The following is a 19,449-nucleotide window of genomic DNA, read 5'->3' as shown; positions in this document are numbered from 1 at the left end:
TACTATTGTATTATAACATTTGGGTGATATAAGATGAATAACAATATTGAAAAAGAGTATAAAGTTCTCGTCACAAAGGAACAATTTTATAATTTATATCAAAATTTTGCTACACCACCATTTCATGAACAAGTAAATATTTATTATGACACTCAAGATTTAATGATTCGTAAACATAAAGGAGCAATGCGTATTCGTGATGTCAATGGTATGCATATTTTCACATTGAAGATGCAAAGTGAAGAAGGTTTATTAGAATTTGAGAAGCCAGTACCGAAAAATGCTATTACTAGTTTAGAAGATGAAGAAATTCAGGAACTATTACATCGCTATCAATTACAAGGTCCTTTTTTTAAGATAGCCGAACTTCATACGCAGCGAGCGGTTTATGAAAGTGAGTTTGCTGAGCTATGTTTTGATATCAGCACCTATCATGGAAAAACAGATTATGAAATTGAATATGAATATAAAAAGGAACATGATGGTCTTTCCATATTCCAAGACATCATGAAACAAATAAATGTCGTATATGAGAAAAATTGTATTTCAAAAATTCAAAGAGCAATCAACAGTTTATAATTTTTGATTGTTCAAAATGTAACTACTATGTTGCTATGAGAAATGCAATAGAAACAAAGATTCATTTAGAATAACCACGTTTTCTCCATTCTTGTTTGTGCCTTTAAGTTAGCTTATAGGAATGAGCATATTATAAAATCGTTAGCATCCATCTTTACCATTTCTTTTTATGTTATGTACATTCAAATTCATTTCATAAGGCTAGTCATCATCGACTAGCCTTTCTTCGTAATTTATATGTAACTGACATAATATCTCTCTGTATTCGTCACTTAGTTTTTGATTAAATAACAGACATAATTGTATTGTTGCATTAAATTCACTTTTCTCAATATATGTAGAATAAAACATATAGTGTCCTAACATGTATTGAAACTTTTTCGTAAATTCCAAAGTATTCACAATACAAGGAAGATACAAGATGAGTCCCGCTTTCGTATATTCTATAAACTCTGTTTTACTATTGCTGACAAACTGATATTGGTTATGATTCTTCATGATGGCAATTGCATATTTATAGAGCATACGAACATCATGCGTACTATACATATCACATGCAATTTTATCATGTATATTATTCACAAGATTTATTTGTGCATCGATCATAAAATCATGTGTCTGTTCGTGAAACAAGGATGACCACATATCTGAACCTATTTCATTCGCTAATTTTAATATTTTTGAAGTAAGAAACATATCATCTTTATCAAGATAGATATAACTCTCTACTTTATTTGAAATAGCTACGCCTATTTCACTTAAATAAATGGGAGCTTGAAAAAAGACTAAGTTTTCTAATATAAGGCAATTTAAATAATCTGGAAGTTTATGATTTTTTGTTACTTTACGAATTGCTTCCTCTAATGAATCTTTATCTGGATAACCGTTTTTTGTATCATAACGATTCCACATTTGTGAAAATGTCAGTGTATAGCTTTTTTGTAGTCTGCCATATCCGATTAGACCTTTTTCTTTATTTTTTCCTTTTTCAGTACCCTTCGCCAGAAAAAATAATAAATCACCATTATGAAAATCACTGATTTTTTTGGTATTGCTAGGTTTCCAAAAATTGATGGAATGATTGCCATTCAGTCTATGATATTCTATCATCTTTTTATCTGTAATATAGGCAATGGAAGCCATCGTACAACACCTCTTTCTCTCTTATCTATTTTATCATGTAATCGAAATTGAAACATAGAAAAATCGTGATTTCTCACGATTTCTTTTACATTTTTTTACGACCTTCAATTGCTTTGATTAAAGTGAGTTCATCTGCATAATCTAAATGACCGCCCATAGGAAGTCCATGTGCAATACGTGTGACTGTAACATCATAGCTTTCTAAAAGCTTTGAGAGATATAAAGCAGTCGTTTCTCCTTCTACCGTCGGATTGGTTGCGATAATAATTTCTTTTGTATCTTCTTGAATACGTGTCAATAGGCTTTCAATGTTAATATCTTCAGGTAAAATACCTTTCGCTGTGGATATTACACCATTTAAAACATGATAAACACCTGCATACTCTTTCGTCTTTTCCATGGCAATTACATCCTTAGGACTTTGAACAACACAGATAATATCACGCTGTCTTGTTGTATCCTTGCATATATCACACAAGTCTCCTTCAGCCAGATTTCCGCATACCTCACATTTTTTCAGACCGTCTTTCATATCAGCTAAACTTTGTATAAAGCCATCTAAGGTTTCTTCATCCCACTCTAGTGTTTGAAAAGCATATCGTTCTGCGGTTTTCATTCCTACACCGGGAAGTTTCCGAAAACTTTCTACAAGAGCCTCAAACTTTTTTGGATACATTAAAATCCTCCAGGCATTTTCACTCCGCCTGTTAAAGCATTCATTTTCTGTTCTTTATCTTTTACGGCTTTACTTAATGCATCATTAATAGCTGATTTCAACATTTCTTCTAAATCTTCTTTTCCATCTTTTTCTAATAATGCTTCATCAATACAAATTGTTTCAATTTCCATGCTTCCTTTTACGGTAACTTTAACAACCCCACCACCCATGGTAGAATCGTATGTCTGTTCATTTAAAAGTTCTTCTGCTTTTGCAAGTTCTTTCTGCATCTTTTGTGCCTGTTTTAATAAGCTTTGCATATTCATAATATCTATTCCTCCGTTATAATAATATTTTCTTCACCGAATAAATCCAGTATTGTTTCTTCTTGTGTTTTCTCAACAATCTCTTTTCTTTCTATCTTTACAGTTTCTATCTGTATTGGTTCAGGCAATGTTCCGTTTATCATTCGTTCTTTAAATTCACGAATAATTCTTGTTTGATGTTCTTTGGAAATAGCAAATATTTTTTTATTTTTATGCAGCAGTTCTTGTATAAATGCATTGAATTCATTTTTACTATCTGCCTCATTGATTTCATTTGCTTCTGCCTGATTGTCCACACTAATAACGATGTAGTTACTACCACTACCGACAATCATGCTATTTTTTAATAGATTTGCTGACTTTGCCCATGTTAAATCTAACATATATTCAGCAATTCGATAGAAATCTTTTATGTCTTGCGCCTTTTCTGGTTTATTTGCCCCTGCCAATAGTCCTAAAATAAAATCATCATCTAAAGGTTTAATTGTTTTAGATGTATTAGGAACATCTACTGATGAAATCACCTGAGTATGTAATTCAAGTTCTTGGTTGTCTTCTGTTATGGATACATCCAAATCATATGGTTCATCATCTTCAGGTATTTCAAGTATTTTCTTTTCCTTTTTAGGTTCAAATGTTTCACGTGAAACATTCTTATTCAAATCTTGTTTAATAATAGCTTGTTTACTTTCTGATTTTACTGGCAACACCTGTACTGATTCATTTTTTTGTATTACATCATCATCCAACATTTGCAATAAGCAAACCTCGAAATAAGATCCTACATTCGCTGCACCGCGATATTTATCATATGTTTCCATTAAGAGATGAATCATATCGAAACGTTTCTTGCGACTCAATCTTTCAATCATATGATTGACTTCTTCACCGTTTAATATACGTAATAACCCTATATCTTTAGTATATTCGAAAATAATTGATTCTTTTAGAATTTCAATCAGATCTACTGTCAATCGTTTAATATCTATACCTTTTTCAATCAAAGTGTCTACAATATTTAAAAGATTCACTGCTTCTTTATCGATGATGGCATCAATAATTTCAAGTTTTTCTGTTATTGTGGTAATTCCATATATTTCGTTAATATGATGCACCTTAATATCATTTTGTGCATATGCAATACATTGATCCAGAATTGATAAAGCATCACGCAAACCACCATCTGCTAGTTGTGCAATAATTCTTATTACTTCATCTTCACATGTTAATTGTTCACCCTGTAAGACATCTCGTAAACGATTTTCTATATCATTTCTTGGAATCTTAGTAAAATCGAAACGTTGACATCGTGAGATAATTGTAGGTAAAACTTTATGAGGCTCAGTAGTAGCCAGAATAAAAATAACATGTTCTGGTGGCTCCTCAATCGTTTTTAACAGTGCATTAAAAGCACCAGTGGACATCATGTGAACCTCATCTATGATATACACTTTATATTTTCCTTTTAAAGGTGCATATTTCACTTTTTCAATTAAGGTACGTACTTCTTCAACACCATTATTACTGGCAGCATCTATTTCAATAATATCTGGATGATTTCCTTCTTGTACAGCAATACAATTTTCACACTTTCCACAAGCCTTCGTATGTTCATCTGTACAGTTTATTGTCTTGGCAAATATTTTTGCAATAGAAGTTTTACCAGTACCACGTGGGCCACAAAATAAATAAGCATGTGCTATTTTATTTTGTTCAACAGCATGTTTTAATGTTTGGACAATATGTTTTTGACCGTAAACTTCATCAAAACTATTAGGTCGATAGGTACGATATAAAGCCTTATAAGCCATAATTCACCTGCTCTCTGTCTTATTTATTATATCATAAAGCAATGTTCTCATATAGTAAAAAAGCAAATACTTTTCACCTATTTAGGGCTTGTATTTGCTTTTTTTTGTTTCCTTTTTTGCCTAAAGAATTGTTTCAATAATGCTCCACATTCTTCTTCCAAAATGCCGCCAATAGTTTCGGGATAGTGATTAAAACCGGGTGTCTCATACATTTTCATGCAGCTTTCTATGCATCCACCTTTTGGATCATATGCACCAAACACGACAGTTTTCATACGTGATTGGATAATTGCGCCACTACACATAGGACATGGCTCTAAAGTAACATAAAGAGTACAATCCTCCAAACGCCAACTTCCGATTATATTGCATGCTTTTTCAATTGCTAATATTTCAGCATGTGCAATTGCTGACTGTTTACTTTCTCTTAAATTATGTGCTCTTACTATTATTTTATTATGATAGACAATAACACAGCCAATGGGCACTTCATCGATAGCAAATGCTTTCTCAGCTTCTTTAATTGCTTCAAGCATAAAGTTTTCATGCATGATTATCACCTTCATTTCGGTATAATAAAAGCTACTACACATGATAGAGCTCCCTTAAGGCTGCTTTGTTCCCAATCTGACCTGATTCAGTAGATACCATTGTAGTAGCTTATATATTATAACATATATTCATTTGAATGCAATATCTGTTTTCAATTTATTGTAGTAACAAAGATGAAAAGGAAACATAAAATAGAGGACACCAATATGATAGCTTTTCATACTAAAAAACAATTCATAGAACATGATTTCTTTTTAAAAAAAAGTTGTTTCAATTTTCAGTTTAAATACTTTTTAAAGTAAATATGATTTTTAATAATACACCATATTTAATATAATCATCTGCAACGTTCTTTATCTGAACCGTATCTATCTTCTTTTCTACATAGCTTCTATGTATCAATAATTTTTTATACTTCACTTAATTTATTGGTAATACTCTTTCCAAGATTGTAACACAAGAAAAACATTAACACCTTTCTTTGGTATTTAGATATTTAAATTTAATATTAAAAATCATTTTTCTCATTTTTAAAAATTAGCAAAAAACTACCACAATATTTAAATTCATGTAAAACAATTTTCAAATAATGTTTCACGTGAAACAAAAAAAGTGGTTAAAATGTGAAAATGATGTGCAGTGAGATATACAACTGCCAATCTCTTAGTATTTCAATGCAAATCACAAGCAGTAAAAATATTCTATTTTATTCAAAATAATCCTTTAAATAAAGCTTTTTCTTACTTTTTCAAGCTTTTGAAAATAATGCCTTGAAAATACAAAAAAAGAGGAAATTAAGTGATTTCCTCAATTTTTTATTTCTTCGGTACTAACTTTTCTGTACCACCCATATAAGGCTGTAACACCTTAGGAATATTTACGCTTCCATCCTCATTCAGATTGTTTTCTAAGAAAGCAATCAACATACGAGGAGGAGCAACAACTGTGTTGTTTAACGTATGAGCAAAATATTTTCCATCTTTGCCTTTTACACGAATTCCAAGTCTTCTTGCTTGTGCATCTGTTAGATTAGAACAACTTCCAACTTCAAAGTATTTTTTCTGTCTTGGACTCCAAGCCTCAACATCGACAGACTTGCATTTCAAATCCGCCAAGTCACCTGAACAACATTCCAAAGTTCTAACAGGAATATCTAAGCTTCTAAATAAATCAACAGTATTCGTATAAAGTTTCACAAACCAATCTGCACTTTCCTCTGGTTTACAAACAACGATCATCTCTTGTTTCTCAAATTGGTGAATACGATAAACACCACGTTCTTCAATACCATGTGCTCCCTTTTCTTTTCTAAAGCATGGAGAATAACTTGTATACGTATAAGGCAAATCCTTTTCATCTAAAATTGTATCAATGAACTTACCAATCATAGAATGCTCACTTGTTCCAATCAGATACAAATCTTCGCCTTCAATTTTATACATCATACCTTCCATCTCCGCAAAGCTCATAACTCCAGTTACAACATTGCTGCGAATCATAAAAGGTGGAACCACATAGGTAAAGCCACGCTCAATCATAAAATCTCTTGCATAAGAAATAACAGCAGAATGTAATCTTGCAATATCTCCCATCAAATAATAGAAGCCATTACCTGCAACTTTTCTGGCACTATCTAAATCAATTCCATTAAAACGTTCCATAATTTCCGTATGATAAGGAATTTCAAAAGCCGGTACGATCGGTTCCCCATATTTTTGTAATTCCACATTTTCTGAATCATCTTTTCCAATAGGAACACTAGGATCAATCATGTTAGGAATCTTCATCATGATTTCCTTTATTTCTGCAGCCATCTTCGCTTCTTTTTCTTCAATTTCTTTCATTTCATCTGCCATGGCCTGCACTTTTGCTTTTACTGCATTTGCTTCATCTTTTAAGCCTTTTGCCATCAATCCACCGATTTCCTTGCTCATGGCATTACGCTTTGCGCGCAGATCATCACCACGCTGTTTTAACTGGCGATTCACTTTATCCATTTCGACAACTTTATCAACTAATTCAAGCTTATGTTCCTGAAACTTCTTTTTCATGTTCTCTTTTACAGAATCTACGTTTTCACGTAAAAATTTCATATCTAACATCGCTATATCCTCCTTACAAATAAAAAAGAGGTATTGTCCGAAAGGGACGATACCTCGTGTTGCCACCCTTTTTTAATTCATAGCATCACACTATGAATCCTCTCAAGTGATAACGGTACTACCGGAAGTAACTACTTTATTCACTACTTCACTCCAAGGTTGATTTCATAAAGCTTTGACAATAACTCACACCAGCCGTTATCTCTCTTTGCTCAAAGACTCTATTACTTATCCTTATCGACGTTTTCTTATTTTTTATATCATTCTTTATTCTCGTTGTCAATTGGTTCCACGGCATCTTTCGCAGATTCTTCAGTTTCTACTGCTTTTTCAACTGTTTCTGTCGAAACTTCAGCCGTATCTTCCGCTTCCTCTTCTTTATCAACGATAGCAATCTTCGCTACAGATTCATCTTCTCCAACATTGATTAATTTTACACCCTGTGTATTTCGGCTATAAATACCAATATTTTCAACAGCAATACGGATTATGATACCTGTATTTGTAATGATCATGACATCTTCATCACCATTCACTGCTCTTACAGATACTAAATCACCTGTTTTCTGGGTAATGTTAATTGTCTTAACACCTTTTGCCCCACGAGTTGTTAAACGATATTCTTCAATAGCTGTACGTTTTCCATAGCCATTTTCACTAACGGCTAATAAATGCGTACCATCTCTAGAAGTCGCAACACCTACAACAACGGAACCATCGACATTAAAGCCTTTGACACCACTTGCCGTACGTCCCATAGCACGTATACCATCTTCATGGAAACGAACTGCCTTTCCATTAGAACCGGCAATAATAATTTCATCATCGCCTGTTGTTTCCTTCACACCCATCAATTCATCATCATCACGTAAAGTAATCGCAATCTTACCATTTTGACGAATCGAATCAAATTCACTCATTGGTGTACGTTTTACAAGACCATTCTGTGTCACAAACAACAGATATTCTGATTCACTTTCCGGATTTACCGGTACTAAAGCACGTACCTTTTCTTCTTTATCCAGATTCAATAGATTAACGACTGGAAGACCCTTCGCCGTTCTACCTGCAGAAGGTATTTTATATCCCTTCATACGATAAACCTTACCAAGGTTTGTGAACAACATCAGATAATCATGTGTTGACATGGTTGTTAATAATTCAACGATATCATCCTCATTCACAGACATTCCCTTGACACCACGGCCACCACGATTCTGTGTACGATAGGTATCAATTGGCATACGTTTAATATAACCATTTGTTGTCATTGTGATAACAACATCTTCCACCGGAATTAAATCTTCATCTTCCATGGAATAATCTGCTTCACTGATTTCTGTACGTCGTGGATCACCAAAACGATTTTTTACTTCTGTTAATTCATCTTTAATAATCTGAATAACACGGGAATGATTTGCTAAGATATCTTTTAAATCAGCAATTGTCTTTAACAATTCCTGATATTCATTTTCAATCTTATCACGTTCCAAACCGGTTAATCGACGCAGACGCATTTCTAAGATTGCATTTGCCTGAATTTCGGTTAATTTAAAACGTTCCATCAAACCGCTTCTTGCTTCTGCATCATTTTGACTTTCGCGAATCAAACGAATGATTTCATCAATATGATCCAATGCAATACGCAGACCCTCTAAGATATGCGCACGATCTTCAGCTTTCTTTAAATCAAACTGTGTTCTTCTGACAACAACATCAATCTGATGATCTACATAATGCTGCAGCATTTCTTTAATGCCCATTTGTTTAGGAGCACCATTGACCAATGCCAGCATATTGACACCAAAGGATGTCTGTAAAGATGTCAGACGGAACAATTGATTCATCACTACTTCTACCTGTACATCTTTTCTTAATTCTATGACAATACGAATACCGTCACGATTCGATTCATCATTCAGATAGGTAATACCATCCACCTGTTTTTCACGAACTAAATCAGCAATCTTACTAATTAGATTTGCTTTATTTACCTGATATGGAATTTCTGTGACAACGATACGATTCTTGCCATTGCCCATTTCTTCCACATGATATTTACTTCTTGTGATAATGGAACCTCGTCCGGTTTCATATGCCTGACGAATACCACTTCTACCTAAAATAATACCGCCAGTTGGAAAGTCTGGACCTTTGATATAATTATCCATTAATTCCATGACTGTAATATCCGGATCATCCATAACCGCAAAGGTTGCGTCTATTGTTTCCGTAAGATTATGCGGAGGAATATTGGTTGCCATACCTACCGCAATACCAACAGCACCATTGACGATCAAATTAGGAAAACGTGCCGGCATAACTTTAGGTTCTGTTTCCTCACCATCATAGTTAGGTCCAAAATCTACAGTATTTTTATTAATGTCACGCAGCAATTCCATGGCAATCTTGCTCATTCTCGCCTCGGTATATCGCATAGCTGCAGCACCATCACCATCCATAGAACCAAAGTTACCATGACCTTGTACAAGCATATAACGGTAACTGAAATCCTGTGCCATACGTACCATAGCATCATAAACAGCAGTATCTCCATGTGGATGATACTTACCAATAACTTCACCTACGATACGTGCAGACTTCTTAAAAGGCTTGCTGGCAACAATACCCAACTCATTCATCGCATGCAGAATACGGCGATGTACCGGCTTTAAGCCATCGCGAACATCTGGTAAAGCTCGGTCTACAATAACAGACATGGAGTAATCCAGGAAGGATTTTCGCATCTCTTTTGATATATCAACTTCTTTTAGTTTATCTTTATTCAAATCCATTCAAAAATACACCTCCTGTTAAACATCCAATTCTGCATATACAGCATTTTCCTGTATAAATTCACGTCTAGGTCCAACTTCTTCACCCATCAGCATTTCAAAGACTTTATCTGCTTCCATCGCATCATTGATATTGACTTTCTTCAATGTACGGAAGGCTGGATCCATCGTTGTTTCCCACAACTGTTCCGGATTCATTTCTCCTAAACCTTTATATCGCTGAATACTTACATTTTCACCCATTTCCGCAATGACACGATCACGGCTGGATTCATCATATACGTATTCAATACGCTGTCCTTTTTGAATCTTAAATAATGGAGGCATGGCGATATATACATATCCACCTTCAATAATAGGACGTAAGAAACGATAGAAGAAGGTTAGCATCAGTGTACAAATATGTGCACCATCGACATCGGCATCGGTCATGATAATAATCTTATGATAACGCAATTTCGATATATCCATCTCTTCTCCGATACCGCAGCCAAAGGCAGTAATCATAGAGCGAATTTCATTATTTTCAAAGATTCTATGTAAACGCGCTTTTTCAACGTTTAAGATTTTACCACGCAGTGGCAAGATGGCCTGAAATTTAGAATTTCGTCCTTGTTTTGCACTACCGCCGGCAGAATCACCCTCGACAATATAAATTTCACATTCCGATGCATCACGGCTGGAACAATCCGCCAATTTACCAGGAAGTGAAGATATTTCCAACGCACTCTTACGTCTTGTCAGCTCTCTGGCTTTTTTCGCAGCCATACGTGCTTTGCTAGCTAGGATACATTTATCAATGATGATTTTTGCTGTATCCGGATTTTCTAAGAAGAATTTTTCCAGCTGTTCACCAAGAATACTGGAAACAATTTTACGAACTTCTGAATTACCTAGCTTTGTCTTCGTCTGTCCTTCATATTGTGGATCTGGATGTTTAACGGAAATAATAGCCGTTAAACCTTCACGCACATCATCGCCGGCTAAGGTTTCATCCTTTTTGATCATCCCATTTTCTCTGGCATAAGCATTGACGATTCTGGTTAAAGCTAAGCGGAAACCATCCTCATGTGTTCCACCTTCTGCTGTATTAATGTTGTTACAGAAAGAATAAATATTTGGTACATATCCATCGTTATACTGTAAAGCGATTTCTGCTAAGATACCATCTTCAATACCTTCTACATAAACAACTTCTTCATGCAGTGGACTCTTATTCTGATTCAGATATTCTACATACTGACGAATACCGCCATCATATTTATAAACGATTTCTTTTCTTTCTTCTTCACGTTCATCCGTTAAGATCAACTTAATACTTTTATTTAAGAAGGCCAATTGACGGATTCTGGTATTCAATGTTTCAAAATCATAAACCTGCGTTTCGGTAAAAATCGTTGGATCTGCTTTAAAGCGTACCATAGAACCATGCTTATCTGTCTTACCGATAATCTTTAATGATTCAACTGCTTTACCGCCATTTTCAAAACGCATGAAGTAAATATTGCCATTTTGATATACCGTAACTTCTAGCCATTCACTCAAAGCATTAACAACGCTGGCACCAACACCATGCAAACCACCGGATACCTTATACGCACCACCGCCAAATTTACCGCCGGCATGTAAAATGGTAAATATCGTTTCCACACCGGAAATTCCTGATTTTTCAACGATGCCTGTAGGCATACCTCGACCATTATCTTCGACACGAATGATATTATCTTTTTCAATCGCAATATCAATATCTGTCGCAAAGCCTGCTAAGGCCTCATCAATGGAGTTATCCACAATTTCCCATACAAGATGGTGAAGACCTTTTTCACTGGTGGAACCAATATACATACCAGGTCTTTTCCGTACTGCCTCAAGACCTTCTAACACCTGTATATCATCCGCAGTATAGGAATGATCAACCTTGATGTTTTCCATTTCTTCGATTTCTTTCATCTGATTTTCATCCATAGACATCCTCCTAACATCTCTGTAATGTTCCATTGGCTACTTTCCATAAGGTAACCTTACGCAGTTTTCGTATTTTTTCTGCTTCCGTCGTATCTGTGGTAGAAATGAAGATTTGCACTTCGGCAGGTAACGACGTTAACAGTTTTTCTCTTCGATACACATCCAGTTCGCTGAATACATCATCCAGCAATAATACCGGAAATTCTTGTATGATATCACGTATCATATAAACCATACCTATTTTCAAAGCCAATAAGACACTTCTTTTTTGACCTTGTGATGCATAGGTTGCTAAATCCTTGTCATTGATCATAAAAGTAAAATCTTCTTTATGAATACCAATGATTGTTTGTTTTAGATAGATATCACGAGCAAGATGTTTTGCATATTTTTTTTGCAGAGCTTCTTTCATGACATTTTTATCTTCATCAAAAGGAATACAGCTGTCATAGGAAATATTAAGTAGCGTATCATCCTGTGAGAGTTCTTTATAAAACTTTTGACATTTTTCTAATAGTTCCTTTAAAAAATAATGTCGCTGTTGTATGATCACAACTTCTTCTTCAATCAACTGTGAGGTCAAGACTTCTAAATAAGCCTTATCTACATGTTCTTGTTTCAAATATGCATTACGCTCTTTTAAGAGCTTTAAAGCCACATAAAGCGTACTCACATACTTTTTACTTATCTTACTTAATTCCATGTCCACAAAGCGTCTTCTGACGCGAGGAGAGGCATTAAATAATGACATGTCATCCGGACAAAACATTACGGCATTAAATTCACCGATAAAATCACTTACACGATTTACCGGATTTTGATAAATAAAGAGATTTTTACCTTTTTCATTCACCGTAATTTGAATATCTTCTTTTTTATGCTCTTTTTCAATTTTAGCCCGAATAAAAAAAGCCTCGCTTTTTTCTCTGATCAAATCTTTATCTGTATTTGTCCGATGTGATCTGGTCGTAGAAAGATACAATAATGCTTCCAACAAATTTGTTTTGCCTTGTGCATTCTTTCCTGCCAGCACATGAATGCCATCAGAAAAAACAGCTTGTAAATCCTCATAATTGCGAAAATCATGCAGTCTGATTTCAGAAACTCTCATGACAATGTTATGATTGTTCCTTCAATGTTGATGACATCACCGGGATAAAGCTTTCTGCCACGGCGATTTTCTTTCTCTTTATTTACATAAATTGAAAGCTCTTTTACGGCAAATTTAGCTTCTCCGCCGCTTTGAATAAAGTCTGCCATCTTTAACAACTGGCCCAGAGTAACATACTCGCTGCTTAACTTGATATTCATTCTAAAACCACTCTCACATTCTTATATATTATATCATATTTTAAGGCTTTTTTGTTGGTTTTTTATAAGGTTTGCTATCTTTTTTCAGAAAGTACCATAAGTATTTTTATATATGCAATTTTAGTAAAAATAATAGCGAAAATACATTTTAAATATGACAGGATGATGTCAAGATACCTTGTTTATAATGAGGGTACAAAGAAAGGATGATGAAGATGGAACAAGCCATTTGTCAGAGCTGTGGCATGCCGTTATCTGAAGATGTTTTAGGAAGTAATGCCGATGGTTCAAAGAACGAGGAATACTGCATGTATTGTATGAAAGAAGGAAACTTTACAGCCGATTGTACGATGGAAGAAATGATTGATTTCTGTGTAAAACCAATGATGGAAGAGATGCCTGAAAAAAGTGAAACTGAAATAAGAAATATGATTGCTTCCTATATGCCTCTTTTAAAACGTTGGAAAAAGTAAAAGCATTGCTGTTTGCTTATAACCTAAAAAAGCTGATGATCAGCTTTTTTTCATACTTCTGTTAAATTCAGAAAGTGACAAAATTCTTTATCTTTATACAAAGATTCATAAGAGCCTAACTTATAAATTTGTCCTTTTTTCATCCAAATTATTTCATCATAACAAGGTAATAAATCAGGATACACATGATGAGCCACTTCAATCAAGATAGCAACATCAAGTGTAAGCAATAAGCTTTCTATTTGGTGTCCCATGATGCCATCCAATGAGGAACAAGCCTCATCTACAAGTAATACCTTGGATGGATGTAACAAAGCTCTGGCAATCGCAATTCTTTGTTTTTCCCCGCCTCTGAAATGAACTTTATCTTCGATTATTTGATCATGAAGCCGTTTGATGAGATGTGATAAGCCTACTTTTTTCATTATTGTAATTACTTCATCTTCACGAATATCGGTTTGATAAAGCGTCAAATTTTGTAAAAGCGTGGCTTCAAAAAGAAAATGATCTTGCGTAATAATATGCATATTTTCATATACATTTGCTATTTGTGATACCTCATATTCTCCATTTATTTTTATACTACCTTTATCAGGTGCATCATAGCGCAACAGCATTTTTAAAATACTGCTTTTCCCACTTCCGCTCTCCCCAATCAATAAATATTTTTTACCTGTTTTAAATGTTAAATTGATGTCTTGTAAGATTTTATGATGCCGACTGCTATAAAAAACTGATTGTAATGTAATTGATCTTACATCATCAATTTTATTCGTATGATCAATCATCGGTAAATCAATCGTATGCAATACTTCCTTCATTACTTTTAGACCAGATTGCCATAAGGATGATCTAGTGAAAAAGTCTTGTAAAGGTGAGGCTACATTATTATTAAGCTGACTGATTCCCATTAAGGTACCTAAATGAAACGCACCATGAAGCACTAAATAAGCACCAATAAACCAAGGTACACATACAGTAACATAGTTTAATAAAAAAATGATCGTATCAGATAAACAAAGGACTGTCTGTAGCTGATATTTACAAGTTTCCTGTTTTTTATTCATATCAGAAAATTGTGTATGAATGGCTTCTTCCATTCCATAGAACTTCACCGTATCTGCACCTTTGATGATGTTTTTCATGTAGCTTAGGAAAATGGTATTCATATGAAGTGATTTTTCGGTTCTTGTCATGATTTTCTTGCGCGTTAAGAAAGGAACACAGATGTTCATCAGAGTCATAAGTAGAATGACGCATCCCATCATCATATTCAGATAAAAAATACCAAAAACAGCTCCTAAAAATAACAGAATATCATATAACATAGCCTGTAGAGAATCAAAAAACTTTGTTTGTATTTCCGTCATACATGAAGATAAATATGTTAAATACGTACTGTCAGGAACTTCATGGAATATGGCAATTTGTTTATTGAAAATAGCTTTCATCAAGATAGCTTTCATATATTGAAAGGTTTCTTTTTGATATTTGGCATAAAGTATCTGACGTAGATATTTACAAACACACATACCGCTAATTACCATGCATGTATAGATAATTTGTATTTGTAAATCATCAAGCTTCATTGCTGTAATAGCATCTATTAAATTTTGAAAAACTAAGGCAAATAATATTTGTAAAAAAACAAGTAACAAACAAAAAAATATCCATAAACCTACATATAATTTTTTATGCAATAAAATCGTTAGAAGTATATTTCGATAAAATTGCTTTTCTTTTTTCATAGTATCACCGCCGTTTTTAAGATACGATAGAGATACTAGTATGTAAATAAGTCGCTGTTAGCTAATAGAGAATCATAGCTTCGATATGAAATACGCCTGTTCATAATCAGAATGCTGTTCATGATATTGCATGACGATCGTTTTTAAAAACTTTTTTGTCTGAAAATCATATTCATTCTGTATCCAATCCATCATCTGTTTCATGTCTTTACTTACATCCTCACCTTTTATTTGATGTGCACAATAAGAAAACATGAGCTGTAAGATTGGATCTGTGATTGTCTTCATATTAATAAAAGATTCTTTACTTTTTTCTATATCATGAAGACAAAGATAAGCAAATGCCTGGTAAAAACTAAGGTAGGCAGAATGATAACCTGCCGTTTTGGCTTGTTTTGCGTACAGTAAAAGTGAGGGATAATCTTGCTGTTCCAAGGCGATAGCACATTTATTATTTAATATATGCAAACATAGTTTATCATCCTGTTCACATTTTTTTAAAATTGTATCTAATAGTGAAATAGCATCATCATACTGATGTAATAGGGATACTATATTGGCTTTTGTCACTAAATTATAATACATACGTTTTAAATATAAGCCTTTTTTTAGATATTCATCCGCTTTTTCACAATATACAAGGCTATGATAGATATCACCCAAACGTAGATTAAGTTCTGCTAAACGAAAATACAGCCATGCATCGATTGCCTGATATTTCGTAAATTTATAGTTTTGAATTATTTTATTATATTCTTTTTGCGCTTCTTTCCATGATTTATTTTTCTCTAAGTTATAGGCATAACATACGGATAAAAGATGCTGTTCTTCTATATCTAAAATACAGATAAAATTTTTCATAAATACTTCATCAAAGAAAAACGTCTTATGATCTTCAAAAAGATAGGTTAATGTATATGCCAAAATGTACTGATGAAATACCGAAGTTTCCATATAAATATCCATGTTATCTTCAATATCAGTATATACTTCATGAAGAAACGACATATCAAATTCTAAAATGGCTTGTAGTATAGTAACAATATCAAACTTGCACACATGATTTTCATAAGTTTTCCTGATCAATAAAGAGTTCATGAAATATTTTCTTTTTTGTATATTCCGCAACATCCTTTTTACCATGTTCAATATCACTTAGAAAAGATGGGGTAATTCCAATCATATCCGCAAAATAGTTCAAAGACAGGTTTTGTTTCTTACGATGATAACGAAGAAAGAAACCAAAGCATTTACTATCATGATGGGATGTATATTCTGTTTCAAGAAAACTCATGCGATTACCTCCTTCTATAAAAAGAAAGAAGTGATCAAATGTACAACCACTTCTATCTAAATTGTTATTTATGCGTAAGTTCTTACCGGTAATACTAACTGTAAGACAGAATCATCATCAACGGATTGGATGATAAAAGGCTTCATTTCTCCACACAGACTGAATTTTACCAAAGAGCCGCTTAATGCTTTGATTGCATCAAATACGTAACGTCCGTTGCAGCTGATTTCAAGAGCGTTTCCACTAAAACTTGCACTGCTTAAGACTTCTGTAGAGGAACCTACTTCAACAGATTTACTGGATAATACACATTCCTGCTCACTTAAATTAAATTTAATAACGGATACACCATCATTTTTAATAAAGCTTGCACGGTCAATGGCATTTAATAAATCATGAGCGTCAATTGTTAATTCATAATCAAACTGTAAAGGTATCAAACGGCTTGTTTCCGGATAAACACCATCAATCAGACGAGTCTGTACAATGGTATCATGAATGATAAATTGTGCTTTCTTATCATTGACAGCAATTTCAACATCGCCTTCCCCTTCTAAAGTTTTTACAACTTCTTGAAGAGATTTTGCCGGAATCGTTATATTAAAGTTTAAAGATTCTTCTATTTCTACTGTCTTTTTAGCTAAACGATAAGAATCGGTAGCAACACAATGTAATTGATGTTCTTTACATTGGAAGTTAACACCTGTTAATACTGGACGTGTTTCTTTATCACTGGTCGCAAAACTAGTTTGTAATATAATTTTCTTTAAAATATCTTCACTTACATTAAAACATTCGTTTGGTTTAGAAAAATCAATCGCAGGATATTCAGAAGCTCTCATACCATTGATTCTGAATTCTGCGGTATTGCCGGAAATCTTTGTTAATGATCCATCTAACATTTCAAATTCAATTTCATCAGCATCTATCTTACGTACAATCTCTAAAATATATTTTGCTTCAATGACAATAGATCCCATATCGTGAATTTCTAAGACACAATGTTCACTCTTTTTTAATTTTGTTTGAATGGAAATGTCAGAATCGCTACCTGTTAAAATTAAGCAATCCATGGTAGCTTCAATTTTCACACCAGAGAAAGCTGGTAAAGGTGAAAAGGTTGAGATAGCTCTGGCAGCTACGGATAATGCGTTATAAAATTCTTTTTTGCTTACTTTGAAGTACATGAGTGGAGCTCCCTTCTTTATCTTTTATTTATAATGAAATAATAATAAGTATGTGGAAACTGTGGAAAACTTCAGTATATCCCATAACATACGTTTATTTTAACATATTTTTGCTGTGGATGAAACGTTGAAAGATGTTGATAACTTTTTTATTTTATCCCCAGCTTGTTTTCAATCTGTAATAATGCCTGCTGAAAGGTTTCTTTTTCCTTTAACAATTTTACCATTTTTTCATAACTAGCCATTATTGTAGAATGATCGCGGTTACCAAATTCAAAGCCTATTTTCACAAATGGCATTTCTAAATGTTTACGACATAGATATACGGCTATATGTCTGGCATTGGCGATATTTTTGGTTCTTGATTTGGATTCTATCTGCGTTCTTGTTAATCCATAATATTCACAAACCGCTTTTTTTATTTTCTTAGGTGTTAATTCATCATCCACTGCAATGACGGGATTTTCTTTAAATATTTCCTGCGTAAATGCTAAATCAATTTTTTCCGGATTATATAATATTGCTTTAAAGAAAAGTTCATTTAAAGATCCTTCAAGTTTTCTTACATCACTGGAAAACCGTGTTGCTAAATAATCAAGAACTTCATCTTCAATCATGATTTCTTCTTTTCGTCCTTCCATCTTTTTTTGCAAGATAGCTTTGGCTGTTTCGAATTCCGGAGAACCTACGGAAACAGAAAGACCGCTGGAAAAGCGTGAAATCAGACGATTTTCGATACCTTTTAATTCAGTAGGATGAATATCACTGGTAATAACAATTTGTTTATTATCACTAACCAATTTATTGTAAAGGTTAAAGAAGATTTCTTGTGAAGTACTTTGTTTCAATCGTTGAATATCATCAATTAGCAGATAATCAACAGAACAAATCATTTCTTTGACCTCTTCTACTGTTTTATTTTTCATAGATTCAATCAGTAAAGTGACAAAATCTTCACTATATATGTAAAGAACTTTTTCATCAGGTTTATTTTCTTTTACAAAATTACCGATGGCATGTAATAAATGGGTTTTTCCTAATCCCGAGTTACCAAAGATAAATAATGGGTTATTAAACTTACCGGGATAATGACAGGCGGACATGGCAGCCGCATAGGCTTCACGGTTATTCTTGCCGACAACAAAGCTGTCAAAGGTATATTCTTTTTTTATTTTATCCTCAAACATGATTTCATTTCTTCTTCTCACCGCTGAGGATGGTTGTAACAAATCGACTTCATTTCTTAATAATATTTGACAGGATACTGGCTGATCCAAAACCTGAGATAATTTTTCCTGAATCAGATCAATGGATTCCATCATTATTTGTTTATTAATTTTAAATGGAACAATGATGGTTGCCAATTCACCATCTATATCATATAACGATGAATCCTCTTTAAACCATGCATTAAAAACAGCATCATCAAAATGCGCATTTTCATTTATGAGGGTCAATGTTTTTTGCCAGATCTGATCCAGCTGTATACTAGCAAACTTTGACAT

General features: G+C 33.6%; 17 protein-coding genes, 1 other RNA gene and 1 other annotated feature. Of the genes, 2 read left to right on the top strand and 16 right to left on the bottom strand.

Going from position 1 to position 19,449, the window contains the following annotated elements; translation table 11 throughout:
* The first annotated feature begins 33 nt into the window (after window positions 1–33).
* Window positions 34–579, top strand: coding sequence for a CYTH domain-containing protein (locus KJS44_RS00090; RefSeq protein ID WP_008690222.1), 546 nt, complete (start codon window positions 34–36; stop codon window positions 577–579).
* A gap of 201 nt (window positions 580–780) precedes the next feature.
* On the opposite strand, the gene KJS44_RS00085 is transcribed toward KJS44_RS00090, so the two are convergent.
* From KJS44_RS00085 to yaaA, 11 genes are all read right to left on the bottom strand, one after another.
* On the bottom strand, window positions 781–1,722 hold the full coding sequence (locus tag KJS44_RS00085) for a hypothetical protein (protein WP_008690223.1): 942 nt from the start codon (window positions 1,720–1,722) through the stop codon (window positions 781–783).
* Window positions 1,723–1,807: 85 nt separating this feature from the next.
* Window positions 1,808–2,398 (bottom strand): recombination mediator RecR, encoded by a 591-nt coding sequence (gene recR, locus KJS44_RS00080; RefSeq protein ID WP_008690224.1) that lies wholly within the window; start codon window positions 2,396–2,398, stop codon window positions 1,808–1,810.
* A complete protein-coding gene (locus KJS44_RS00075) occupies window positions 2,398–2,706 on the bottom strand; it encodes a YbaB/EbfC family nucleoid-associated protein (protein WP_008690225.1) in 309 nt (102 codons plus the stop codon). Before KJS44_RS00075 ends, recR begins: the two co-directional genes overlap by 1 nt.
* Before the next feature lie 5 nt (window positions 2,707–2,711).
* The gene (gene dnaX, locus KJS44_RS00070) at window positions 2,712–4,517 is read right to left on the bottom strand and encodes a DNA polymerase III subunit gamma/tau (protein ID WP_008690226.1); all 1,806 of its coding nucleotides are present in this window, start codon (window positions 4,515–4,517) and stop codon (window positions 2,712–2,714) included.
* 77 nt (window positions 4,518–4,594) lie between these two features.
* Window positions 4,595–5,068 (bottom strand): tRNA adenosine(34) deaminase TadA, encoded by a 474-nt coding sequence (gene tadA, locus KJS44_RS00065; RefSeq protein WP_017144729.1) that lies wholly within the window; start codon window positions 5,066–5,068, stop codon window positions 4,595–4,597.
* 20 nt (window positions 5,069–5,088) lie between these two features.
* Window positions 5,089–5,184, bottom strand: an RNA gene (gene ffs / locus KJS44_RS00060) — signal recognition particle sRNA small type.
* A gap of 700 nt (window positions 5,185–5,884) precedes the next feature.
* Entirely contained in the window at window positions 5,885–7,171 is a 1,287-nt protein-coding gene (serS, locus tag KJS44_RS00055) for a serine--tRNA ligase (protein ID WP_008690228.1), read from the bottom strand.
* 39 nt (window positions 7,172–7,210) lie between these two features.
* Window positions 7,211–7,421 (bottom strand) — a binding site (T-box leader).
* Window positions 7,422–7,431: 10 nt separating this feature from the next.
* A complete protein-coding gene (gene gyrA / locus KJS44_RS00050) occupies window positions 7,432–9,966 on the bottom strand; it encodes a DNA gyrase subunit A (protein ID WP_008690229.1) in 2,535 nt (844 codons plus the stop codon).
* Between the two features lie 18 nt (window positions 9,967–9,984).
* Window positions 9,985–11,931: a DNA topoisomerase (ATP-hydrolyzing) subunit B gene (gyrB, locus tag KJS44_RS00045; RefSeq protein ID WP_008690230.1), complete on the bottom strand. Its 1,947-nt coding sequence runs from the start codon at window positions 11,929–11,931 to the stop codon at window positions 9,985–9,987.
* A gap of 10 nt (window positions 11,932–11,941) precedes the next feature.
* On the bottom strand, window positions 11,942–13,042 hold the full coding sequence (recF, locus tag KJS44_RS00040; RefSeq protein WP_008690232.1) for a DNA replication/repair protein RecF: 1,101 nt from the start codon (window positions 13,040–13,042) through the stop codon (window positions 11,942–11,944).
* Window positions 13,039–13,242, bottom strand: a complete 204-nt coding sequence (gene yaaA / locus KJS44_RS00035) for a S4 domain-containing protein YaaA (protein WP_008690234.1) — start codon at window positions 13,240–13,242, stop codon at window positions 13,039–13,041. The genes recF and yaaA overlap by 4 nt, the downstream gene beginning before the upstream one ends.
* 215 nt (window positions 13,243–13,457) lie before the next feature.
* On the opposite strand from yaaA, the gene KJS44_RS00030 reads away from it, so the two are divergent.
* The gene (locus KJS44_RS00030) at window positions 13,458–13,715 is read left to right on the top strand and encodes a zinc ribbon domain-containing protein (protein ID WP_117547800.1); all 258 of its coding nucleotides are present in this window, start codon (window positions 13,458–13,460) and stop codon (window positions 13,713–13,715) included.
* Window positions 13,716–13,765: 50 nt separating this feature from the next.
* On the opposite strand, the gene KJS44_RS00025 is transcribed toward KJS44_RS00030, so the two are convergent.
* The 5 genes from KJS44_RS00025 to dnaA all read right to left on the bottom strand — a co-directional run bounded on the left by KJS44_RS00025 (window position 13,766) and on the right by dnaA (window position 19,449).
* Window positions 13,766–15,463, bottom strand: a complete 1,698-nt coding sequence (locus KJS44_RS00025; RefSeq protein WP_008690237.1) for an ATP-binding cassette domain-containing protein — start codon at window positions 15,461–15,463, stop codon at window positions 13,766–13,768.
* A gap of 72 nt (window positions 15,464–15,535) precedes the next feature.
* The gene (locus tag KJS44_RS00020) at window positions 15,536–16,561 is read right to left on the bottom strand and encodes a tetratricopeptide repeat protein (protein WP_008690238.1); all 1,026 of its coding nucleotides are present in this window, start codon (window positions 16,559–16,561) and stop codon (window positions 15,536–15,538) included.
* The gene (locus tag KJS44_RS00015; RefSeq protein WP_008690239.1) at window positions 16,530–16,757 is read right to left on the bottom strand and encodes a helix-turn-helix domain-containing protein; all 228 of its coding nucleotides are present in this window, start codon (window positions 16,755–16,757) and stop codon (window positions 16,530–16,532) included. The genes KJS44_RS00020 and KJS44_RS00015 overlap by 32 nt, the downstream gene beginning before the upstream one ends.
* 68 nt (window positions 16,758–16,825) lie before the next feature.
* Entirely contained in the window at window positions 16,826–17,944 is a 1,119-nt protein-coding gene (dnaN, locus tag KJS44_RS00010) for a DNA polymerase III subunit beta (RefSeq protein WP_008690240.1), read from the bottom strand.
* Between the two features lie 149 nt (window positions 17,945–18,093).
* Window positions 18,094–19,449, bottom strand: coding sequence for a chromosomal replication initiator protein DnaA (gene dnaA, locus KJS44_RS00005; protein ID WP_008690241.1), 1,356 nt, complete (start codon window positions 19,447–19,449; stop codon window positions 18,094–18,096).

Origin of the sequence: Longicatena caecimuris (assembly GCF_018406465.1) — a bacterium.
Lineage (GTDB): Bacteria > Bacillota_I > Bacilli_A > Erysipelotrichales > Erysipelotrichaceae > Longicatena > Longicatena caecimuris.
This window is presented reverse-complemented; position numbering and strand designations above follow the sequence as displayed.